Here is a 23081-nt window from a genome sequence, read left to right on the forward strand (position 1 = left end):
ATTGAAGGCCTAAAAACAAAAAAGCCTCTGATTTCTCAGAAGCTTTTGTTGTCGGGGTGGCAGCTCCGAGATTTCGGAGCGCACCTACGACCTCTTAATTAGAATATTGAAAGCCTAAAACAACAAAAGCCTCTGATTTCTCAGAAGCTTTTGTTGTCGGTGTGGCAGCTCCGAGATTTCGGAGCGCACCTACGACCTCTTAATTAGAATATTGAAAGCCTAAAACAACAAAAGCCTCTGATTTCTCAGAAGCTTTTGTTGTCGGTGTGGCAGCTCCGAGACTTCGGAGCGCACCTATGACCTCTTAACTAGAATATTGAAGGCCTAAAAACAAAAAAGCCTCTGATTTCTCAGAAGCTTTTGTTGTCGGGGTGGCAGGATTCGCATAGGGCTTTAAACCCTAGTTAAATGGATGTTTTTGGTACTGAAAATCATGTTCAACATGATTTCTGTATTAAAATGAGAGACATTAAAATCATCATTATCCCAAGGCAAAAGAACAAGGAAGGTTATTGTTCTATCTATTTTGAGCTTACTACTTATGATGGAGGTAAAAGAGTTAGAAGAAGAGTTTCTTCTGCTGTAAAGGTAAAACCATCAAATTGGTCAAAGGTAAAGTCTAAGGTTTTAAAATCTGACCCCAGCGCAACCTTGAAAAATAAATTATTAGATAATAAATATCAAGAGTTGCTTCTCGTACCTTCTTCAACTAAAGAGAAAGAAGTTAAAGAGTACTCTGAATTACTGGATTACTTGGATAGGTTTATTCAGCTTAGGGTGATGCTGGGGTGTAAAAGAACCTCCTACAAAGAGTTTATTACCATAAAGAATAGGATGGAGAGGTTTGAGGAGTTTAGACTCTCTCAAGGGTTTAAAAGACTACGTTTTAATGATTTGACTCTTAGGTTTTCCGATGATTTGATATTATGGATGTCAAGCTGCAAGTATGACCCTAATACTATAAAGAAGCATTTCATTACTCTTAAAACCTTTGTCAATCATTATTATAACAGAGCTTCTGAATACCCTGAAATTGAGTTCACAAATGACTACTTGAAATCTGAATTTGGTAAAGTAAGTACTCATTCATCACCCCCATTGCCTCTTAGTGATAAGGAGTTTGTGGTACTATGTAATTGTGAACATCTATTGATAGCTAAACCATCATTAACGAAGGTAAAAGATGCCTTTCTTTTTGCCTGTGTAACGGGTTTGAGGTATTCTGACTTATTTAATGTTAGCGAAGCTAATATTAGAGAAAATCTAATTATTGTAAGCCCCTCAAAGACTGAGAACACTAAAAGAGATAATCTTTGTAGAATTCCACTCAATCATATTAGCAAGGAAATATTGAATAAGTATGGAGGGTCAACAGCGTCATTGAAATTGAGTAATCAAGTCTATAATAGAAGACTTAAGGAGTTGTTTAACCTTCTTAAGTTTAATCAAATAACAGAAGTTAAAGAATATTCGGGCTTGGGTTCTCCTTTAGTTAAAAACCTACCGAAGCATCAATTACTATCTTCTCATAATGCCAGAGATACCTTTATCACAATGTGTATTAAAAGAGGGGTAAGCATTCCTGTTATAATGGAAATGACAGGGCATACTAAATATGAGACGATGAAGAAGTATATTAAACTAGATGACAATCATTTGTTTGAGTCTATGAGTAGGTTTTAGTTAAAGTAAAATAATGCTCTACTTCTGAAGTAAATATCTCTAAAAAAGCTCCTATTGGAGCTTGAATTGTATTGATATACTGAAGTCAGATATTTGGGGTATTCATATCCTCAATTACTTTAACAGCTATTTGCTCTATCATTTTCATTTCAGAGGCAATCCATGTTTGTGTTTCTTCATCTTTCCACAAAGAGTCAGATTGAAATTGAGGGTGTAGTTCATTTTCCTCAGGAAGATTTTTACAAGCTTCACTTGTGTGCTTTATTAGGTATTCAGTGAGTAAACTGAATAGATGATTTCTGTAATCAAAACCATCATCCTCTATTGGTAATTCTCTTTCAATAGTTATTCTCCCCATTTCTAAATTATTTACTTTTATAGTGTTATTAATGTTTTATAAAATATTATTGATTTCATCACTCATTACATGATAGAACCTTTGGATCATAAAGAATAGAGAAGTGAGAAATCTAGCTAAGAAAAACAAAGCCAGCATTGTGAAAATCCTTTCTACTATTGGGTACTCATCAGTTTTGAAAAGTGAATTTAACAATAGAATAATGAAAATGAGAACTCCGATTTCTATTACGTATAAGGTAATATTAGCTATCTGTTTCATGTTATTCTTGAACTTCATGAAGTTATTATCATCCTTGTCAGGATTGTTTTTTTCATCTCTAATTTTAGCTCCTATACTCAATAAGAGAGAAAAGAATAGTCCAGTGAAAATAGCTATTCCAGACCCAATGTAATTTTCTAATGTAGTTAGTTTTAGCTCCTGAGTCCAAGCAATAACACAAATCATTACTGGGACTAAGTGGAATACAGATATAAAAATAAATCTCTTCCAGTGTGATGAAATTTTGACGTCATCACTATCACACTTCATGCTTTTTAGGGCATCTTTTCTAATATCGAGAATGACACGGAAATCTAACATTATCAACCTATAGTTTGGCCTCTAACTTTACTTGTAACATTTCTTGATCCACAAAAGCCTTCATTTTCTGAAAGTCTGGATAGTTATCTTTGTCAATGCAATCCTTTGGTATTCTGATGTTAGGAATGACATTGATTGTTTCATCACTAGAATCTAGTATAACGGTTCTTTCTTCTTTGAAATCTTCAGACTTATTCTCGTAGGTTGCTTTAATTTGATAATGCCTGTTGCCCATTGAGAAGCCATGTTCCTGCATAGCAGCATTTATTGTTGCTCTATCAATTTGTTTATTCCCAATTGATTGGAAATTATTTAGCCTTAAAACTGCACTAGAAGCTTTTGCTGGCCCTGTAGAGTTACTACTTTGATTACTTACAACTATAACATCTCGTAGAGTTGAGTATTTGTAGAACTTTTTCATTCTAGCTTTTGTCGTTGTGGGCTGAATGGATGAATTAATTAGGTTAAAGTTATGTCGCTTTAATACTTTCTTCAAAATATCATCAAAAATAGGTTTGATGCTTAATGAACCATATTTTTGAATAAAGAGGTATCCATTATATGATTTAGCAGGAAGCCATATGCGGCAATAGAATTTAGGACCAATTATGTCACTGTCTGACAAGGGTTCGCTATTACCTGATTCATCAATTATAAATTGCTTTATACCTGTTAATCCACCATCTATTAAGAGATCAAGTATTCTAGACTCATTATTTAGGCTCTTGTCAGCAAGAGTAGCACCGTGAGTATTCCTCGTGTTCTTGAAAGCCTTTTCTTCAAGTAAGTTGATTATATCTTGAACAAAACCCTTAGAGAATTTTGGCTCCTTATTAGGGTAGGCCTCACTTAAAAACTGATTTACTTCTACTTTATCAGAATTAGAAGTATTGAATTGTTTAATGGCAAAAGTATACATGCCTAAAAAAAGATTATGACTCATAAGGTTCGAAGTTATTTCTAAATATAAATTATTTTTGATAAAAAATTATAATAGTTCTCATTATTCCAATGAGTCAATGTCCCATTCTAAATGGGATAGCCATTATGTAATGGCTCCAAAACATTGGCAATGAATATTATTCATTCTAGCGTTGGCCTTGAGCCTTTTGGAGTCTAATGGAATTTCTAGTGGAAATCTTAAATACTAGCACGCGAAGCCACTGCGAGTGTGAAAATACTCCTTCAAGAGGAAGATTGCGTGAGCAAGATGATTGAAGGTTGGATTTGAGCCAGCAGGCGAGCAAAAATTATGAGCTACGGTTTTTTCTTTATCCCATCTGCCGGAGGCAATAAATTAAACTAAAGAGAAAAGGGAGTAGCTATAAAAAAGTCCCCACAAGACAGCAAATGGAATAAAAAGCAAATGGACTTTGTGTGTGGGCTAAATAGTGAAGAAAATAAAATGGTACTGTGACACCAATTCCGCTCTAATACTTCATGAGTGCAAAAGGAGATAAAAATACTTCACTGTACTATTTTATTTTATGAAATGGTTTAAGGTGTGGGATTTGTCTTTTTATGAATGTAGCCTGTCTGAGGACACTTTTTTATGCCATATTACCTGCTAAAGTGTCTTAACGATTGAAGTCTACTTGTGACCAACAGGAACAACATAAAGGTCTAATTGGTGTACCTCCAAAGTTCATTCTCATCCCAAAACTCTTTAGCTTTTAAATATCCTTCCTCATATGATTGCTTTATTAAGCTTGCTGCCTTAGACTTACTTTCATTAGTGCCGTGGCCATAGAAAGTCATTACTCCTAGCATGTACTTTGCATCAGGGAAGGAGTCAGAACTTTTTTGAAACCATTCTAAAGCAGAAGAGTAACTCTTATTGCCTAACAAGCCTCGATAATAGTAGATCCCGACATTATAGGCTGCTTTATCATATCCCATTTTGGCTGCTACTAGAAAGTTTTCAAAAGCTTTATTGGGATTGATTAAAGTTCCTTCTCCCAGTTGATAGCAAATACCTAATTGATAGTGCCCCTCTACAGAACCGTATTCTGAAGACTTCTTAAACCAATCAAAGGCTTGATAATAATCTTGAGTAACAATATCTCCTTTACTATAAAACCTTCCTAATTCAAGACAGGCTTCTGAATAACCACTATTGGCAGATTCTTTTATCCAGTAAAGGGCTTTCTGTTTATTTACATCTAGGCCATACCTTCCATGATAAAAGCTAAGTCCTAATGAGTATTGGTATTCCTTACTTTCCTTTTTTGCTGATTTTTCAATTTCAAGCTCTTGAGCAAATACTACTTGACTCATTATTAAAATACAAAAACATGCTGAGAGGCTCAGTTTTTTCGTATAGCTAATTTTAATTTTTTTCATATCTGTTTTAGATTTTCTGTGAGTGAACTCGCGGGGGGCTTTCCCCATCTAAATGTTAGGAGGGGTATGATTAAGAATAAGTCCATGCTCTCAAATATTATAGAAAGTGCTATACCTAATAGTAGGCTCTGCTTAATCTGAATACTGAATTGGTCTATTAATAAGGTGTTTAACCACTTCTACGTTCAAATATAGCATAAATGCGATAACATTATAAACTCTGATTATCCAGTTTCGCTGGGTGAGAAGTAATGTAGACCAAGAGAGATTAATAAGGTTTGGAAAGCAACTTGCAGGGGTACGTAAAAGTCTAGGCATCACTCAAGAGGAGCTTTCTCATAAATCAGGGCTGTCACTTTCTCAGATTGCCAGAATAGAAACTGGGGCAATCAATACAACATTAAACACCATTTTTATTATTAGTGATGCTCTAGAGATTAAAGTGGTGGAGCTTTTCAATCGGGATAATGATTGAAAATAGAGGGGGGGGTGGTTTTCATTAAGTTATAAATTCACCCCTCTCTTAACTTTTTGAAAGTTCGATTATAACATCTAATCCTAATTTATCCATAAGTATACCTTCTTCCACCTCACCAATAAAACGGGAGATAAATCTAGTTCCAAAGTAAACAGTTGGTTTTAAGTCTCTATCTTTTTCTAAACGATGGTTGATTACCTCATACTTATGGAAGAAGGGAAAAAAACCACCTTTTACGATATATTTTTTTGATTTAATTTCATGAGTAAAAGCAATCTTAAAAAGGCATAATACTTCATTGTATTTCGGACTGGAGTTTGTGCCAAAACTTAATTCATTCGTTTCAATAACTTCTGAAAAAACTAACCAAATATCCTTTGCAGATAAAGGCTTTTTCAAACCTTGAAGCTTAGATAAAATAGATTTTAATTTCCCCGTCTTATTCAATGAGAAAGCTAAACCTATTATCTCAATGAATCTTAAGAAGCTAACATTGGCATGATTGTCATTATATTCTTTAATTAAATTTTTGAGGAATTGAATTATCATTCGCCCATTGATTCCATACTCATGAAAACCAATAAAAAATGATAAACAAATACCTCTCAGTTTGCTGTCATAGTTATTTGCCCTAGCTATTGAGTATAGAGTGTGAGGCTGGCTTGGAATTAACTCAGTAATATGAGTTAAGTATTCATTAAGGGTTAAGGACTTTGATAAATTCAGATATGGCCCAATTTCTTTATCTCTGATTTTTTTAGTTATAGTAAATCTACTGGCTAGCTTTATTTCTAATTCACGATAATCATCTTTGAATGCTAGATCCTTTCCCTTTTCATGTTTGAGCAAGTCATAAATTAGATGGTTACTGGCTAGTAAACTTCCTTCTTTCAAGTAATAAAGTCCATCAATGTCGAGTTCTGCTTTGACTATGGCTTCAGCTATTGCTTTTCTATCTAATGAACCTTCGATTTTGTTAACACTGTCAACCACATTATTTAAGCTTTTGAATTTTTCATTCAATTGTTCCTTTGTAGGGATTGATTCAAAACAAGAGTGGTCAAATGGAGACTTTACAACGAGAGCCCTACTTATTATAGAGTCCGTTCTTTCTCTTCCTTCAAACTGAACAAATGATTCAACAGAGAAACTTTGGTGAATCTCTTCATCTAAGCTCACACCAACTAAATGGAATTTGTCTTTAATATCAAGTCCACTATAATATGCCGAAGTACAGATGGTCACCTGAGCAGGTAATTTGAAGTTTTTAAGCTCTCCACTATACTTTGGTTTAAGTTTTTTTAGTGTGTAATCGGAAGCCAATACTTTAACTTTATCAAAACCTGATGTACTTAAATATTCAATAATATTTTTAATGCCTTTTGTACTGTTACAGCCAATCAAGAATTTCTCATTCTTATTGTTATTAGTGGATGTTATTATTTTTTTTGATACAAAGTGACATGGGTCTACTGCCTTGATAAGAATTAGATTCTTCTTAGCCTCATTTTCCCTCTGAACCTCAATCTTAGGAAGACTATCAAGGTTGGTGTCTGTAAAATAAATAGGTGTTGCTGAGACTAAAGTCTTTTTCGAATATTTCAAAAATTCATCTATGCATCTTGGTAGTACATTTCGAAACCCTGACTGTGTTTGTAGAATTTCACATTCATCAATTACCACTTGGTACTTATCGTAGATGTCTTCCCCAAGAACTTCAGGAAGCTTATGTAGATTATCCGCTACAATTATTAGTCTTTTGGGCTCAATATCTGACTCAATATATTTCTGAATGTTTTTTTCAAAGCCATATCCAGCTTTGCAATAATGAGCATTGAAGTCGGGGTTGTTTGCTTTCTCTTCAGCAAGTCTCACAAAGGGAAGGACAAGGATTGTATTTGTATTAGAGGTTAATTGTAGGGTAGTAGCTCCAATGCCAGTGTATCTTTTATCTATTATGCCATGAGGCAGGCCATCACCTTTTTTGAAGAAGGGGTGTTTGAGTTCATCTAATGCCGCTATTAGATATTCTTCACCTTTAGGGATTATTAATTTCTTAACCATAGTATCTAATGTACTATATCAAATTTTATTTCAAATGATAAATAGGTTAAGTATTGGTGGTGAATCTTCCTTTGTACCCAACATAGTTTTGCCTAACTTAGAGGAGTGCCACGTAAAAAGTGGTACTACTTAAGATTTTTAGTACCAAGTGACTTCATGGAAAAGGAGAGAAAAGCACTTTCAGGGAACTGAAAGGTCTAAAAACAAAAGAGCCTTGCAATTTGCAAGGCTCTTAATGTCGGGGTGGCAGGATTCGAACCTACGACCTCCTCGTCCCAAACGAGGCGCGATACCGGGCTACGCTACACCCCGAACTTTTGTTTTAAGGGAGTTCGAACCCCAATTTCTTTTAGTCTTTTTTAGTAAATCAAGACCTTTTTTAGCTGCTTTTTGAGGCCGTTGTCTCAATTGCGAGTGCAAATATAGAGATAATTTTTATTAGGCAATACGTCTGGTTACTTTTTTTATAGAGTTGTAAAGAAATGTTGGTAAGTGCCTCTGGCCCCTTAAAAATAAGGTCAATAGCTATCTTCAGAAGTAGTGCTGCATTGGGCTTAGAGCTTTGAATTGATAATTAGACTGAAAGCCAATCAGATAGCTGAATCAGCGAATAGAATGAATAGTGGAGGTTTATTAGTATAAATAATAGCTTAGTTAAATCTTTAGATATTGCTTGTAAAAACCGTTTTGTCTACAGGGTTACGTTAATTTTCTTCATTGAAGCTATTTATAATAGTTCTAAATAAATGGATGCCATTCGTTATGCACGTAAATAACTGTTAATGAATGAAGTAAGTGTGCTGTTAATTGGTTTTAACCACTTGTGCGGTATCTAAACTTTAGTTTGAAATAAGGCATTCCGATACTACCTTTGTCTCGATTTTACGTGATGAGACAATCTGTGACTCTAACTATTGATTACATGTTATCCAAAAAACTACTAGTCCGCTTCACTACAGCATGCTTGTTTGTATGTTGTTTTGTTTTTTCTGGCCAAGAAACCCTTGCCCAGAGAGATAAAATTCCAACCGATGAAGCAATCATCAAAAATGGAGAAGGTCTCTTTAAAGAATACGCCTGTAATTCATGCCATGCCGTAGACAAGAAGGTTGTCGGTCCTGCATTGGCTGGTGTTTATGATAGAAGAGAACTTGACTGGATTTATTCGTGGGTAAGAAATTCTCAAGCTTTAGCTGAAAGTGGGGATGCCCAAGCCGTATCACTTATTAAAGAGTATAATGGTGCTGTAATGCAGTCCTTCGATCTTGCTGATGATCAGATATTAGCTATTCTGTCTTATGTAAGACATACCGAAGAAAATCCTCCTGTCGAGGTCGTTGAGAATCCGACAAATGGTGAGGTGCCTGCTCAATCAGGTGGTGTTCCTTCTGAATACCTTAATGTAATCATGGCTACTTTGATTGTGGTGTTGGTACTATTATTAATAGTATTGGTCATCATCATCAATTTTGTTGGTCGTTATTTAAGAGATAAAAAAGAGCTTAGCAGTGACGATGAAGAAATCGTAAACGAAAAATTTAGTGTTACCGCTTTTTTAAAGAGCCCAACCGTTATTGGTATTATTACCTTCCTTGTGGTAGCCTTGGCTGCTAAGAATGTAATTGATGGTCTTTATACAGTAGGAGTACAGCAAGGCTACGCACCAACACAACCAATTCCTTTTTCACATGAGCTGCACGCTGGTGTTTATGAAATTGACTGTCAGTATTGTCATACAGGAGTTGAAATCGCAAAGAATGCAAACATCCCTTCTGTGAACATCTGTATGAACTGCCACAGTGAGATTAAAACAGATTCTCCTCAGATTCAAAAATTATATGCTGCTCAAGAGAGCGGAAGGCCGATAGAATGGGTACGTGTTCACAACCTACCTGATTTGGCTTATTTCAACCACTCACAACACGTAACAGTAGGAGAAATAGAGTGTCAAACATGTCATGGTGAGGTTCAAGAAATGGAGGTTGTTAAACAGTTTGCTCCATTAACAATGGGCTGGTGTATTGACTGCCATAGAAATACAGATGTAAATACGCAGGGTAACGGATACTATGATAAGTTGGTAGAGATGCACAATGCAACCTCAAAAACACCAATGAAAGTAGCCGATATCGGTGGTTTGGAATGTGCTAAATGTCACTATTAATTTATTGAATAGAATTTCGATTTCTGATTGATATACAATGAAAGAAAATCAAAAAACATACTGGAAAGGGATAGAGCAGTTAACTAACGAACCTTCGTTTGTTAAGAATGCCGAGAAGGAATTTCCAGAATACCTTCCTATCAACGAAAATGGTGAAGGAAGCAGTAACAGAAGGGACTTCTTAAAATTAATGGGTTTTGGTATCGCAGCAGCTTCTTTAGCAGCTTGTGAGGCTCCAGTAAGGAAGGCAATTCCTTACTTGAACAAGCCTGTTGATGTAGATCCGTCTATTCCTAATTATTATGCATCTACCTATGTAAATGGCGGTGACGCTGTGAGTGTAGTAGTAAAAACAAGAGAAGGTCGTCCTATTAAAATTGAAGGAAATAAGTTTTCTTCAATGACCAAAGGAGGAACCAATGCTCAGGTAGAAGCTTCTGTACTTTCATTGTACGATAAAGAAAGACTTGTAGGGCCTAAAAAGGCTGGATCGAAAACGGATTGGGATACTTTGGACAAAGAAGTAATTGCCAAATTGAATGAAATTTCTGCCAAAGGTGGTCAGATTAGAATTGTTAGTAATTCTGTTTTGAGTCCTACTACAAAAAGAGCTATTGGCGAATTTTCGACTACCTATCCTACAGCACAGCATGTAAGCTATGATTCATCTTCAGCTTATGGTATTTCTGAAGGAAATAGAAGATCATTCGGAACTTCAATGGTTCCTTCATATGATTTTAGCAAAGCGAAAACAATTGTAAGTGTAGGTGCTGACTTCTTAGGTACTTGGATTTCACCAATTGAATTCACGAAGCAATATTCACAAACAAGAAAAATTAGCGCGGAGCACCGTGAAATGTCTAGACACTACCAATTTGAGTCTAACCTTTCATTAACAGGAGCAAACGCAGATTATAGAACAGGCATTAGACCTTCACAAGTAGGGCCGTTAGTAGCAGCCATATATAATGGTATTGCAGCTAAAGCCGGACAAGAAAAAGTGAATGGTGGAAACGCTGGTGATGTAGCTCACTTAAATTCAGTGATCAACGAACTTTGGACAAACAGAGGAGCAGGACTTTTAGTTTCTGGTTCTAATGATCCTGTTGTTCAGGTATTAGTAAATGGTATCAATACCATGCTTGGTAACTATGGTGCTACAATTAATGTGAATGCACCACTACACTTCCGTCAAGGAGATGATCAAGCAATGAGCTCTTTTGTAAAAGACGTTAATGCTGGTTTAGTAAGTGCTGTAGTTTTCTTTAACTGTAACCCGGTTTACGATTCTGTTGAAGGTAAAGCATTACAAGCTGGTTTATCTAAAGTAGGGCTGAAGGTTTCTACATCAGATAGAATGGACGAAACAGCTGCTTTGGTAGATTATATTGCTCCTGATCACCATTACTTAGAACAGTGGAATGATGTAGAGATAAGAACTGGTCATTTCAGCTTAGTTCAACCAACAATAGCACCGATTTTCGATACTCGTCAGGCTCCAGAAACTTTCTTAAAGTGGTCTGGTAAAACCGTTGAGTATTATACATATCTACAAGATAACTGGAGAGAGAACTTCTTTACAAAACAATCAGATACTTCTAATTTCCAGACTTTCTGGGACAAGACTTTATTTGATGGTGTACTTGAAACAGGAGGAGACTCTCAAGCATATACTTTTGACTTTAGTGCTGTTCCTGCTGCAGGAACTAGTATAGCTCAAAATTATAAGAGAAACGGAGAAGGCCTTGAATTGGCGCTTTACGAGAAAATTACAATTGGAAATGGATCGATGGCCAACAACCCTTGGTTGCAAGAGGCTTCAGACCCAATTACAAAAACAACTTGGGATAACTATTTAACAGTATCTCAGGCACAAGCCGAAGAGTGGGGCATCAAAATGGATGATGGCACTACTGAAAAAGTGAATCTTACAGTTGGAAATACTTCAGTAACCTTACCTGTGTTGATTCAACCAGGACAAGCTGCTGGAACTGTAGGTTTAGCCTTAGGTTACGGAAGAACTAGTGCAGGTAGAGTAGGGAACGAAGTGGGTGTAAATGCCTATCCTTTCATTACCAAATTGAATGGTGCTAATGTTTATGAAGTATTTGCGGGAGTTTCTGTTGAGAAAACTGGCGAATCATATAGAATCGCACAAACGCAAACACACCAGACTTACATGGGTAGAACTAATGTAATTCAGGAATCTACATTAAGTGCTTATAAAAAAGACACTAAGGCAGGTAGAGAGTATCCAAAGATTTACAAAGAAGGAGAGTACATTCAACCTTCAAAAATCACCCTTTGGAAAGGACATGAATATAATAATCACCACTGGGGATTAGCTATTGACATGAACTCTTGTACAGGTTGTTCAGCATGTACCGTTGCTTGTCAGGCAGAGAATAATATTCCTGTAGTTGGAAAAGAAGAAGTATTGAACAGAAGAGAAATGGCTTGGATCAGAATTGATCGATACTATAGCTCTGATGCTCCAGTTGATGATTTGATTGCTTTGGAAAAAGCTTCTGAGAATCCTGAAGTTACTTTCCAACCAATGATGTGTCAGCATTGTAATAATGCTCCATGTGAGACTGTATGTCCGGTAGCAGCTACCACGCATAGTACAGAAGGTCTTAACCAAATGACTTATAACAGATGTATCGGTACAAGATATTGTGCTAACAACTGTCCTTATAAAGTAAGACGATTTAACTGGTTCAAATATCACGACAATACGAAGTTTGATAAGAACCTTTCAATGAACAACGATTTGGGTAAAATGGTATTGAACCCAGATGTAACTGTTCGTGCAAGAGGTGTGATGGAGAAATGCTCAATGTGTGTGCAGAGAATCCAAGCTGGCAAACTTGCTGCTAAACGCGAAGATAGAAGACCTAAAGATGGAGAAATCAACATGGCTTGTGCTTCGGCATGTCCTGCAGATGCAATAATCTTTGGCGACTTGAACGACAAAAACTCTAGAATTTCTAAAGCTTTGAAAATTCAAGAGAAAAAAGATGGTCAAGGAGCAACTGAGCGTGTAGTGGAAGAAGACAGAGCTTATCACGTGTTGGAAGAGATCAACGTTAACCCTAACGTTTGGTATTTCACCAAAATCAGGAATAAGGAAAAACAATCAACTGAAGCTTAATTTTTAAAAGAGATACACTATGCAGGTTACTTCATCAGTAAGAACACCTTTGATAACAGGCGGTAAGACTGTCCATGACGTTACCGAGGATATCTGCAGGCAGGTAGAAGGCAAACCAACCAAATCGTGGTTATTGGGTATGGGTATGGCGCTAACTGCTTTTGGCATTGGTTTCATCGCTGTAGCCGCTACCGTTTGGGAAGGAATTGGAATGTGGGGACTGAACAAAACCGTAGGTTGGGCTTGGGATATTACCAACTTCGTATGGTGGGTAGGTATTGGTCACGCTGGAACTTTGATTTCCGCAGTACTTTTACTCTTCCGTCAGAAGTGGAGAATGGCAATTAACAGAGCTGCCGAGGCCATGACAATTTTTGCCGTAATATGTGCCGCAATGTTCCCTGTACTTCACATGGGAAGACCATGGTTAGGTGCTTATTGGGCTTTACCTCTACCAAACACATTTGGTTCGCTTTGGGTAAACTTTAACTCTCCTCTACTTTGGGACGTTTTCGCAATCTCTACATACTTCTCTGTATCTCTTGTGTTCTGGTATATAGGTCTTGTACCTGATTTTGCTACCATTAGAGATAGAGCTACAGGAGTAAGAAAGAAAATTTACGGAGCACTAAGCCTTGGTTGGAATGGCGCTGCTAAAGCTTGGAGCCGATACGAAAGTGTATCTTTGATTTTGGCTGGTTTGGCAACACCACTCGTACTTTCAGTACATACAATTGTATCATTTGACTTTGCAACCTCAGTAATACCAGGATGGCACACTACGATTTTCCCTCCATACTTTGTGGCTGGAGCGATTTTCTCTGGATTTGCAATGGTATTGACCTTGATGCTAGTAACCAGACGACTATTTAAGTTAGAAGACTACATTACTATTGAGCACATTGGCTTGATGAATATTGTAATTACCATTACAGGTTCAATTGTAGGTATCGCGTACATTACTGAGTTCTTTGTGGCTTGGTACTCTGGCGTTCCTGCAGAACAATATGCATTCTTTAACAGAATGCAAGGGCCTTACTGGTGGGCATACTGGTCTATGATGACTTGTAATGTGATTTCTCCACAACTGTTCTGGTCTAAGAGAATTAGAACAAGCATAACAGCTACATTCATTATTTCCATTATTGTAAATATTGGGATGTGGTTCGAACGATTTGTAATTATTGTAACCTCATTACATAGAGATTACTTACCATCTTCATGGGCTATGTTCTACCCAACGATTTATGATATGGGAGTGTACTTGTTTACATTCGGGCTATTCTTTACAGCCTTCTTGTTATTTGCTAAGTTCTTCCCAGTGGTGAACATGGCTGAAATTAAAAGTATTGTGAAATCTTCATCAGAAAAACAGACTGCATAATTATGAGCGATTCTAGAAACTTTGTTCTCGGGGTTTTTGATGACGAGGACGTATTATTAAGTGCAGTACGAAAGGTGAGAGGTGCTGGTGTCAAGATTGACGAAGTATATTCTCCATTCCCTGTGCATGGTCTTGATGAAGAGTTAGGTTATAAAAGATCTAGACTTCCTATTGCGGCCTTTATGTTTGGTATACTAGGAACCAGTTTGGCACTAACCATGCAATTTTGGATGCTAGGTGTAGATTGGCCAATGATTATTGGTGGTAAAGACTTTACTCCACTACCAGATTTTATCCCTGTAACTTTTGAGCTAACGGTTTTACTGGCTGCTTTTGGTATGGTAGGTACATTCTTCGTAAGTAGTGATTTAAAACCATGGAAAGACCCTAAAATGCTTGATTTGAGAATTACAGATGATAAGCATGTAATGGCAATTGATTTAGGTCAAAACAAATCTGTGGATGCTCAAACAATCAATAGCGTATTGAAAGATTCAGGAGCTGTTGAAGTGAACGATAAAGAAGTTGAAGACTAAGCTAAAGATGATCATGTTGAATAGATTGAAAGCATTTTTACCACTCATAGCGATCTTTGCTCTGGCTTCTTGTAATGCTAGTGGCGATAACCCAGGTACAGAATATGCACCTCAAATGTATCATTCAATACCTTACGAGCCATTGACGCAAATCAAGGATAAAGATAGAGGCGAATGGTTGAGTAATAGAGAAGATGGATTGGGAGAGTTTTATAACTCTAACCCAAACAACGCTTACGAGCAGAATGTCAAGTTACCAGTAGCTGGAACAGTAAGACGTACTGCTGACGGAGTTCTTCCTTATCGTTTAGGAAAAGACGACATCGAAGCAGCTAGTCTAATTGAAAATCCACTTCCTGAAACAGAAGAAATATTAGCGGAAGGTAAAAGACTATACGAACTGTACTGTGACCATTGTCATGGCCCAAGCGGCCAGGCCGATGGGAAGGTATCACCTATTTTTCAAGGTGTTCCACCTTACACAGCACCAGCTCAGAGAGGTCTTTCAGAAGGGCATGTATTCCATGTAATTACTTATGGGATAAGAAGAATGGGAGCTCATGGTTCTCAGATTAGCCCTGAAAAAAGATGGAAGATTGTGAAGTATGTTAAACAATTGCAAAAGCAGTAACCCCCAAATTTTTTAAAAAATGGCAAAAGAAAGATTTGAATTTACGACAGGCTTAAAAAAGAAGCTATATATCGTAGCCATCATTGGGTTTGTATTGCTGCTTGTTGGTGCAATATTTCCGGGTGGTGGTCATGAGGCTGAAGCCGGAGACCATGAAGGAACAGAGCAGCATGATGCTCCATCTTCTGGAGATCACGAGACAAACGCTAGCGAAGATCATAATGGTGATAACAATGACGCTCATGGCGGAATGATATCAGACGATTCTGGTGATGGGCACGAAGCAGGAGAGGCAGATCACGGTGGTGGTTGGTTGAAAAGGCTTGGTGTTAACCTTTGGATCAACAATGTTTACTTCGCTGGATTAGCGATTATAGGAATATTCTTCTTTACCCTTCAATATGCCTCACAGGCGGGATGGTCGGCCTTTTTATTAAGAGTTCCGTTGGCCATGGGAAGCTGGTTACCTTATGCTTTTTTATTGATGATAGGTACATTCATGATTTTTGGTCATGATATATTCCACTGGACGCATAGCGACTTGTACAATGAGTTTCTACCAAGTGGAGAGTTGAATCCTCATTACGATGCCTTGATTGCTGGAAAGAGCAGTTATTTCTTCCTTCCATTAGAAGGAGGTTCTTTCCCTCTTTTCTTTATCCTTAGAATGGTGTTGTTCTTCGGAGTTTGGTTTTGGTTGTTCAAAAAAATTAAGTCTTTGGCTTTGGCCGAAGATGAATTGGGTGGAGATAGCTACTGGTTTAAAATCAGAAAATTCTCAGCAATTTTCTTAGTATTCTTTGCCGTGAGTTCATCAGTATCAGCTTGGGACTGGATCATGTCAATCGATGTTCACTGGTTCTCAACCATGTTTGGATGGTATGTGTTTGCTAGCTGGTGGGTAACAGGCTTGGCCTTTATTACACTAGTAACCATTCTATTGAAAGAGGCAGGTTACTTGTCGCAAGTAACAGCTAATCACTTACACGATCTGGGTAAATTTATTTTTGCCTTCAGTATCTTCTGGACCTACGTATGGTTCTCTCAATTCCTATTGATTTACTATGCAAACATTCCTGAAGAATCAGTATACTTTGTAGAAAGATTATTAAGCGATAAATACGCACCATTCTTCTTCATTAATCTAGGATTGAACTTTATTTTCCCTCTCCTTACGTTTATGACAAGGGATGCAAAACGATTGAATGTATTCTTGAAAATCGTTTGTATTGTAATACTAGGTGGCCACTGGATCGATTTCTACTTAATGGTAACACCAGGTACTTTAGGTGAAAATGGAGCATTTGGTCTTACAGAGATTGGCTTGTTCTTAGTATTCGGAGTAGCGTTTGTTTTTGTCACCTTAACAGCCTTATCAAAGTCTGCGTTGGTGGCTAAAAATCATCCAATGCTTGAAGAGGCAAAACATCATCATATTTAATAAGAGTAAATTAAAGATATGTTCGGGTTTTATATAGTTTTAGCGATTTTCTTAGTACTGGCGATCCTGTTGTTGATCTTCAGAGTAAGTAGATTGATCAGTGTTGTTAAAGGTTCTGAGGAGAAATCAATAACTGCGAGTAATAATGTAAACGCCATTCTTATGGTGGTGTTCATGGTGTTATTCTTTGGGTTAATGGCATGGTATTCATATGCATATTTTGATTCTTATGATCCTCCTGTAGCATCTGATCACGGTATCATTACCGATAAGTTGTTTTGGAGAACAATGTGGATTACGGGAATTGTATTTGTAATCACACACATTTTACTTTTTGTATTTGCTTATAAGTATAGATATAGAGAAAGTAATAGAGCTGAATTCTATCCGCATAACAATAAGTTAGAGCTTTTGTGGACTGGCGTACCAGCCATTGTTTTGACATGGTTAGTAATTTCTGGTTTTGCAGCTTGGTCTGACATTACAAGTAATGCACCTGAGGATGCAGAGCAAATTGAAATCACAGGACAACAATTTACATGGTTAATTCGCTACGGTGGAATGGACAATGAAGTTGGAGCTTATGATTACCGTTTAATCGATGCTACGAATCAATTGGGGGTTGACTTTACAGATAAAAACAACTTTGACGATTTCGAAAACAATTCAATTGTACTTCCTAAAGGAAGACCTGTATTATTGAAAATTAGAGCAAAGGACGTATTACATAGTGTTTATATGCCACATATGAGGTTGAAAATGGATGCTGTTCCTGGTATGCCTACTCAGTTCTGGTTTGTTCCGAATAAAACAACGGAAGAAATGCGAATTGAGGAAAACAATCCTGAATTCAACTTTGAACTGGCTTGTGCCGAAATTTGTGGTACCTCTCATTTTGCAATGAGAAAAGTTGTGACGGTTCTAGAACCTGAAGAATACGATAAATGGAAAGCTGAACAGAAATCTTGGTTGTCAAAACATCCAGATTACATGTCTCAGGTACCTGAGAATTTGAAAGAGTTGGCCGTAGTTACAGCGGGCATTAACGAGTAATTAATAAGACCAATATATTAAGATGGCAACAGCAACACATATTGATGCACACGCGCATGATGATCACGATCACGAGCATCATGAAACGTTCATCACAAAGTATATTTTCTCACTTGACCATAAAACAATTGCCAAGCAATTCCTGATTACGGGTATTATTTGGGCAATAATTGGAGCAGGTTTTTCTGCGATTTTTAGATTGCAATTGGGATTCCCTGAAGCAGACTTATCTTGGTTAAGACCGCTTTTAGGTAAATGGATTCAACCAGAAGGTAGTTTAGATCCTCAATTCTATTTGGCCTTGGTAACAATGCACGGTACCATTATGGTATTCTTTGTACTAACGGCTGGTTTGAGTGGTACCTTTAGTAACTTCCTTATTCCATTACAAATTGGAGCGAGAGATATGGCCTCAGGCTTTATGAACATGCTTTCTTACTGGTTCTTTTTCTTATCCAGTGTAATCATGTTTATTTCTTTGTTCCTAGAAACAGGACCTGCTTCTGGTGGTTGGGTAGTTTATCCTCCACTGAGTGCATTGCCTCAAGCAATGGACGGTTCTGGACTTGGAATGACTTTGTGGCTTACTGCAATTGTGTTCTTTATCGTTTCTTCATTGTTGGGTGGTATTAACTACATCACTACAATTATCAACTTAAGAACTAAAGGGATGACCTTCTCAAGGTTACCTCTTACAATATGGAGTTTCTTCCTTACAGCCGTAATTGGCGTTTTATCGTTCCCAGTACTATTTGCTGCAGCTTTATTATTGGTGTTCGATAGAAGTTTCGGTACATCTTTTTACTTATCAGAAATTTATATTGGAGGTGAGGCACTTCCAAATGTAGGTGGTAGCCCAATCCTTTATCAGCATTTATTCTGGTTCTTGGGTCACCCAGAAGTATATATTGTATTGTTGCCTGCTTTAGGTATTACATCTGAAATTATTGCAACCAATTCTAGAAAACCAATCTTCGGTTATAAGGCCATGATTATTTCTATGTTGGGAATTACAGTATTATCATTCGTAGTTTGGGCACACCATATGTTCGTGTCTGGATTGAGCCCTTTCTTAGGGTCAATCTTTATGTTCCTAACATTGATCATCGCGATTCCTTCTGCGGTAAAAGTATTTAACTACTTGACAACACTTTGGAAAGGAAACATAGTATTTACACCTGCAATGCTATTCTCTATTGGCTTGGTGTCGGTATTTATTTCGGGTGGTATTACAGGTATTTTCTTAGGTAACTCGGCAATTGATATTCAATTACACGATACTTATTTTGTCGTAGCTCACTTCCACTTGGTAATGGGAGCGGCATCTTCTTTCGGACTACTAGCTGGGGTTTACCATTGGTTCCCAAAAATGTTTGGTAGAATGTTGGATAGAAAACTGGGTTACATTCACTTCTGGCTTACGTTTATTGGTATTTACTCTGTATTCTTCCCTATGCACTATATTGGAATTGCAGGTTTCCCAAGAAGATACTATTCGTTCACCAACTTTGAGGCTTTCAGCGGGTTTACAGACTTGAATGCTTTCATTAGTGTGGCCGCTATATTGACATTCTTTGGTCAGTTTGTATTCCTTTTCAACTTCTTCTACAGCATATTTAGAGGTAAGAAAGCTCCACTTAACCCGTGGAAGTCTAACACATTGGAATGGACAACACCGAGAGTTCCAGGGCATGGCAACTGGCCAGGAGAAATCCCAACAGTATACAGATGGCCTTACGATTACTCTAAGCCAGGTGCAGCTGAAGATTTCATTCTTCAAACCGTACCTTTCTCAGAAACTATGGATTCAAATCTTCCGCATGAGAATGATATGATCGCAATTGAGAAAGAGGAGATGGCTAGTGAGATCGTAATTGATGAATCAAAAGGTCACTAACGGACGAGCTTTTAGACGGTTTTCAGCCGTTACGGTAATTGCGGTTTATCTCTTGATTTTAATTGGAGGAATTGTAAGAACCACTGGGTCGGGAATGGGATGTCCGGACTGGCCCAAATGTTTTGGAAGTTGGGTGCCACCAACGGATGTTAGCCAACTTCCAACTGATTACAAAGAAGTTTATGCCCAACAAAGGGCAGATAAGAATAAGAGGTTTGTAAGTTACCTCACGGCATTTGGTTTTGACGAGTTGGCTGATCAGATTTTAAATGATCCTGATATTCTGACTGAAGAGGAATTTAATGCTACAAAAACATTAACAGAATACATTAACCGCTTAGTTGGTGCGGTTATCGGCCTTTTGGTTTTCGGAACATTTGTAATGTCAATCCGATACTGGAAATCTGATAAAACCATTACCGTTCTTTCTTTTATTGCATTTGTATTGGTAGGGTTTCAAGGATGGATCGGCTCTATTGTGGTAAGTACAAACTTGCTACACTGGATGATCACGGTTCATATGTTACTCGCTTTATTGATCGTATGTCTTTTGATCTATGTTTATTTCAGATCGAAGAGAGAAATCCTTAATCTAAACCTAGTAGGAACTGGTAAGCTTAGAGCTGTTTTAATGATTTGTCTTATAGCTACATTGCCTCAAATAGTAATGGGCACGCAGGTAAGAGAAAGCATAGATCTTTTATCAGATCATTTTGCTAGGTCAGAATGGATATCGAAACTTGGAATGGAGTTCTTAGTTCATAGGTCATATTCTATTTTACTGTTGGGTTTGCACCTTTATTTGATATGGTTATTGAAGTTGAAAAAGGATGCTCCTAAAAAATTAAAACTCTATGGAGCGATTATCCTTTGGATAGTGGGCGCAGAAGTTTTAAGTGGAGTGATCATGGCATACTTTGGAATGCCAGCGGCTATTCAGCCAATACATTTGTTGTTAGGAACATTAATTATCGGAGTACAGTACTATGTGCTGTTGCTGCTAGGAAATAAAAGAGTACAAACTAGTTAACTGAATGATATCAGGTAATTCTGCAAATATTGGAATAGGAGAGTTAATCGCTCAAAAAGCCAAGGCTTATTTAGAGTTGGTTAAAATGAGACTATCGCTTTTGGTAGCTTTCTCTTCTGCCTTTGGCTATGCTTTGGCCATGGGCGGCAATGTAGACTGGACTCAGTTGACAATGTTGTTTATTGGGGGCTGGTTAGTTTCTGGAGCATCTTGCACAATCAATCAAGTAATTGAAAAGGATTATGATGCAATGATGAAACGTACGCAGAATCGTCCTTTACCTACTAATCGACTTTCGAATAATGAAGCCTTGTGGTTTGCTGCGATAGTGGCTGTAGCTGGCGTCTTTGTGCTTTACATATCTACTAACTTGTTAACTACAGGTCTGGCTGTTTTATCTATGGTGTTATACAGCTTTGTGTACACACCGTTGAAAAGAGTTGGCCCAATTGCTGTTTTTGTGGGAGCTTTCCCTGGTGCATTACCTCCGTTATTGGGTTGGGTAGCCGCTACGGGAGTGATTAGCCATGAAGCAATGATAATTTTCGGTATTCAATTTATTTGGCAGTTCCCGCATTTCTGGGCGATTGCTTGGGTGGCCGATGAAGACTATAAAAAAGCAGGCTTTAAGCTTCTTCCTGTAAAAGGAGAGAAGGACATGAAGACGGCTTTTCAAATAATGACATACACGCTATTTCTGATTCCGTTGGGCTTATTACCAACCTATTTTGGAATTACCGGAATTAATTCAGGAGTAGTGGCTACCATTTGTGGGGTTTTGTTTTTGGCGCAGACGATTAAGTTGATGCGCGATCCATCGAGAAAATCAGCATTGAGAATTATGTTTGGTTCATTTCTCTATTTACCGATCGTGCAAATTGCTTATCTATTGGACATGGTGAAATAATGACAGAGAATTATCAATTTGTAGATAGCCAAGTGGAACAACCGCTTTCAATGCATCCAAAGAAATTTGCGATGTGGTTGTTCATCGTAACCGTGGTAATGATATTTGCTGCTTTTACTAGCGCTCATATTGTAAGGCAGGCCAGTGGAAACTGGTTAGAGTATGACTTGCCTTCTCTCTTTTGGTCTACTTCAGTAATTATAATTGTAAGCAGTGGTTTTATGCATTGGGCATATCTCTCTGCTAAAAAGAACGATTTTGTAAAAGTACGAATAGCTTTGAGTATCACTTTTGTTCTGGGTATGGCTTTCCTTATTGGGCAGTTTATGGCTTGGGGACAAATGGTTGATGCAGGTGTATTCTTCGTGGGTAATCCTGCTGGAAGTTTCTTGTACATCTTTACAGGTTTGCACGGTCTACATTTAGTAGCTGCTGTGATTTATCTTTTATATCTATTAATTTCGTCTTTCAAGTTAAAGGTGAATTCTGAGAATATGTTGAACATGGAAATGTGTTCAACGTTTTGGCACTTCTTAGGCGGACTTTGGATATACTTGTTTATATTTTTATTACTTAACCATTAACTAGAACCTATTAACTATGGCTACTACAGCTACAGTCGGCAACAAAAGCTTATGGGCAGGTGGGGTTGCGCCTCTTAAGGCGAGCTATGGAAAACTCATGATGTGGTTTTTCCTGCTTTCAGATGCCTTTACTTTCTCTGGCCTTTTGATCACATACGCATTTCTAAGATGGAGTGCTCCTGCTTATAAAGGAGACCCTAGCGATTTTGTGTTCTCAACTGAATATTGGCCAATTCCTGAAAAGGTGTATGATGCTTTCCCTGGCTTGCATGGGGTTGAAGCTCCACTTTTCTTCGTGGGTTTAATGACCTTTATTCTAATTCTGAGTTCTGTAACTATGGTTTTGGCTGTAGAGGCAGGTCAGAGAATGGATAAAAAAGGTGTGGTTAAGTGGATGCTTTGGACTATTATTGGTGGTATCGCATTCTTGAGCTGTCAAGCTTGGGAGTGGTCTCACTTTATTAGCGGAAGTGGTGTAGCTACTATCGGTGACGTTTTCATAAATGGCAGATGGGTAGAGAACTATGAAATTATGGGAGCAGGACTTAGCTTCAACCAATATGGACCTCCCGCATTTGCCGCATTATTCTTCTTTATTACTGGTTTCCACGGTTTCCACGTATTCTCAGGAGTAGTAATTAATATCATTACTTTCTTTAACGCTGCCAATGGTATGTATGAAAAGAGAGGCCATTATGAAATGATTGAAAAAGTTGGTTTGTATTGGCACTTTGTAGATCTAGTTTGGGTCTTCGTTTTCACTTTCTTCTATTTGATCTAAGGACATTTATA

19 protein-coding genes and 1 tRNA gene are annotated in these 23081 nt (G+C 37.5%); 14 read left to right on the forward strand and 6 right to left on the reverse strand.

The annotated features are described in order from the left end of the window. The first annotated feature begins 408 nt into the window (after nucleotides 1–408). Nucleotides 409–1683 (forward strand): tyrosine-type recombinase/integrase, encoded by a 1275-nt coding sequence (locus AAC026_RS09775; RefSeq protein WP_339697422.1) that lies wholly within the window; start codon nucleotides 409–411, stop codon nucleotides 1681–1683. Nucleotides 1684–1768: 85 nt separating this feature from the next. Here AAC026_RS09775 and AAC026_RS09780 read toward each other — a convergent pair whose 3' ends face one another. From AAC026_RS09780 to AAC026_RS09795, 4 genes are all read right to left on the reverse strand, one after another. Then, the gene (locus AAC026_RS09780) at nucleotides 1769–2041 is read right to left on the reverse strand and encodes a hypothetical protein (protein WP_339697424.1); all 273 of its coding nucleotides are present in this window, start codon (nucleotides 2039–2041) and stop codon (nucleotides 1769–1771) included. A 36-nt stretch (nucleotides 2042–2077) separates the two neighbouring features. Next, entirely contained in the window at nucleotides 2078–2623 is a 546-nt protein-coding gene (locus tag AAC026_RS09785) for a hypothetical protein (RefSeq protein ID WP_339697426.1), read from the reverse strand. 7 nt (nucleotides 2624–2630) lie between these two features. Continuing rightward, a complete protein-coding gene (locus AAC026_RS09790) occupies nucleotides 2631–3566 on the reverse strand; it encodes a hypothetical protein (RefSeq protein WP_339697428.1) in 936 nt (311 codons plus the stop codon). 680 nt (nucleotides 3567–4246) lie between these two features. After that, nucleotides 4247–4900 (reverse strand): tetratricopeptide repeat protein, encoded by a 654-nt coding sequence (locus AAC026_RS09795; protein WP_339697430.1) that lies wholly within the window; start codon nucleotides 4898–4900, stop codon nucleotides 4247–4249. A gap of 307 nt (nucleotides 4901–5207) precedes the next feature. Here AAC026_RS09795 and AAC026_RS09800 point away from each other — a divergent pair, with 307 nt between their 5' ends. After that, entirely contained in the window at nucleotides 5208–5441 is a 234-nt protein-coding gene (locus AAC026_RS09800; protein WP_339697432.1) for a helix-turn-helix transcriptional regulator, read from the forward strand. A 48-nt stretch (nucleotides 5442–5489) separates the two neighbouring features. On the opposite strand, the gene AAC026_RS09805 is transcribed toward AAC026_RS09800, so the two are convergent. Together AAC026_RS09805 and AAC026_RS09810 are read right to left on the reverse strand one after the other, a co-directional pair. After that, nucleotides 5490–7508, reverse strand: a complete 2019-nt coding sequence (locus tag AAC026_RS09805; RefSeq protein ID WP_339697434.1) for a hypothetical protein — start codon at nucleotides 7506–7508, stop codon at nucleotides 5490–5492. Between the two features lie 238 nt (nucleotides 7509–7746). Further along, nucleotides 7747–7820: transfer RNA gene (locus tag AAC026_RS09810), tRNA-Pro, on the reverse strand. A 610-nt stretch (nucleotides 7821–8430) separates the two neighbouring features. On the opposite strand from AAC026_RS09810, the gene AAC026_RS09815 reads away from it, so the two are divergent. From AAC026_RS09815 to AAC026_RS09870, 12 genes are read left to right on the forward strand one after another with little or no spacing between them, the layout of a single operon-like run. Next, complete coding sequence (locus AAC026_RS09815; RefSeq protein WP_339697436.1) at nucleotides 8431–9672, forward strand: cytochrome c3 family protein; 1242 nt, start codon at nucleotides 8431–8433, stop codon at nucleotides 9670–9672. Nucleotides 9673–9709: 37 nt separating this feature from the next. Beyond that, a complete protein-coding gene (locus AAC026_RS09820; RefSeq protein ID WP_339697438.1) occupies nucleotides 9710–12826 on the forward strand; it encodes a TAT-variant-translocated molybdopterin oxidoreductase in 3117 nt (1038 codons plus the stop codon). Nucleotides 12827–12845: 19 nt separating this feature from the next. Then, nucleotides 12846–14210: an NrfD/PsrC family molybdoenzyme membrane anchor subunit gene (gene nrfD, locus AAC026_RS09825; protein ID WP_339606184.1), complete on the forward strand. Its 1365-nt coding sequence runs from the start codon at nucleotides 12846–12848 to the stop codon at nucleotides 14208–14210. 2 nt (nucleotides 14211–14212) lie between these two features. Then, nucleotides 14213–14746 carry a DUF3341 domain-containing protein gene (locus AAC026_RS09830; protein ID WP_339606185.1) on the forward strand — a complete coding sequence of 178 codons (534 nt, stop codon included), beginning with the start codon at nucleotides 14213–14215 and terminating at the stop codon, nucleotides 14744–14746. A gap of 13 nt (nucleotides 14747–14759) precedes the next feature. Beyond that, a complete protein-coding gene (locus AAC026_RS09835) occupies nucleotides 14760–15377 on the forward strand; it encodes a cytochrome c (RefSeq protein WP_339606186.1) in 618 nt (205 codons plus the stop codon). Nucleotides 15378–15396: 19 nt separating this feature from the next. Then, nucleotides 15397–16818 carry a quinol:cytochrome C oxidoreductase gene (locus AAC026_RS09840; RefSeq protein ID WP_339697440.1) on the forward strand — a complete coding sequence of 474 codons (1422 nt, stop codon included), beginning with the start codon at nucleotides 15397–15399 and terminating at the stop codon, nucleotides 16816–16818. An 18-nt stretch (nucleotides 16819–16836) separates the two neighbouring features. After that, nucleotides 16837–17871 carry a cytochrome c oxidase subunit II gene (locus AAC026_RS09845; RefSeq protein WP_339697442.1) on the forward strand — a complete coding sequence of 345 codons (1035 nt, stop codon included), beginning with the start codon at nucleotides 16837–16839 and terminating at the stop codon, nucleotides 17869–17871. A gap of 22 nt (nucleotides 17872–17893) precedes the next feature. Next, entirely contained in the window at nucleotides 17894–19768 is a 1875-nt protein-coding gene (locus AAC026_RS09850) for a cbb3-type cytochrome c oxidase subunit I (protein WP_339606189.1), read from the forward strand. Then, on the forward strand, nucleotides 19749–20798 hold the full coding sequence (locus AAC026_RS09855; RefSeq protein ID WP_339697444.1) for a COX15/CtaA family protein: 1050 nt from the start codon (nucleotides 19749–19751) through the stop codon (nucleotides 20796–20798). Before AAC026_RS09850 ends, AAC026_RS09855 begins: the two co-directional genes overlap by 20 nt. A gap of 4 nt (nucleotides 20799–20802) precedes the next feature. Continuing rightward, nucleotides 20803–21705, forward strand: a complete 903-nt coding sequence (cyoE, locus tag AAC026_RS09860) for a heme o synthase (RefSeq protein ID WP_339697446.1) — start codon at nucleotides 20803–20805, stop codon at nucleotides 21703–21705. Beyond that, on the forward strand, nucleotides 21705–22289 hold the full coding sequence (locus tag AAC026_RS09865) for a cytochrome c oxidase subunit 3 (protein ID WP_339697448.1): 585 nt from the start codon (nucleotides 21705–21707) through the stop codon (nucleotides 22287–22289). Before cyoE ends, AAC026_RS09865 begins: the two co-directional genes overlap by 1 nt. 16 nt (nucleotides 22290–22305) lie before the next feature. Next, entirely contained in the window at nucleotides 22306–23070 is a 765-nt protein-coding gene (locus AAC026_RS09870; protein ID WP_339697450.1) for a cytochrome c oxidase subunit 3, read from the forward strand. The last annotated feature ends 11 nt before the right edge of the window (nucleotides 23071–23081 follow it).

The organism is uncultured Roseivirga sp., assembly GCF_963973945.1.
GTDB lineage: Bacteria > Bacteroidota > Bacteroidia > Cytophagales > Cyclobacteriaceae > Roseivirga.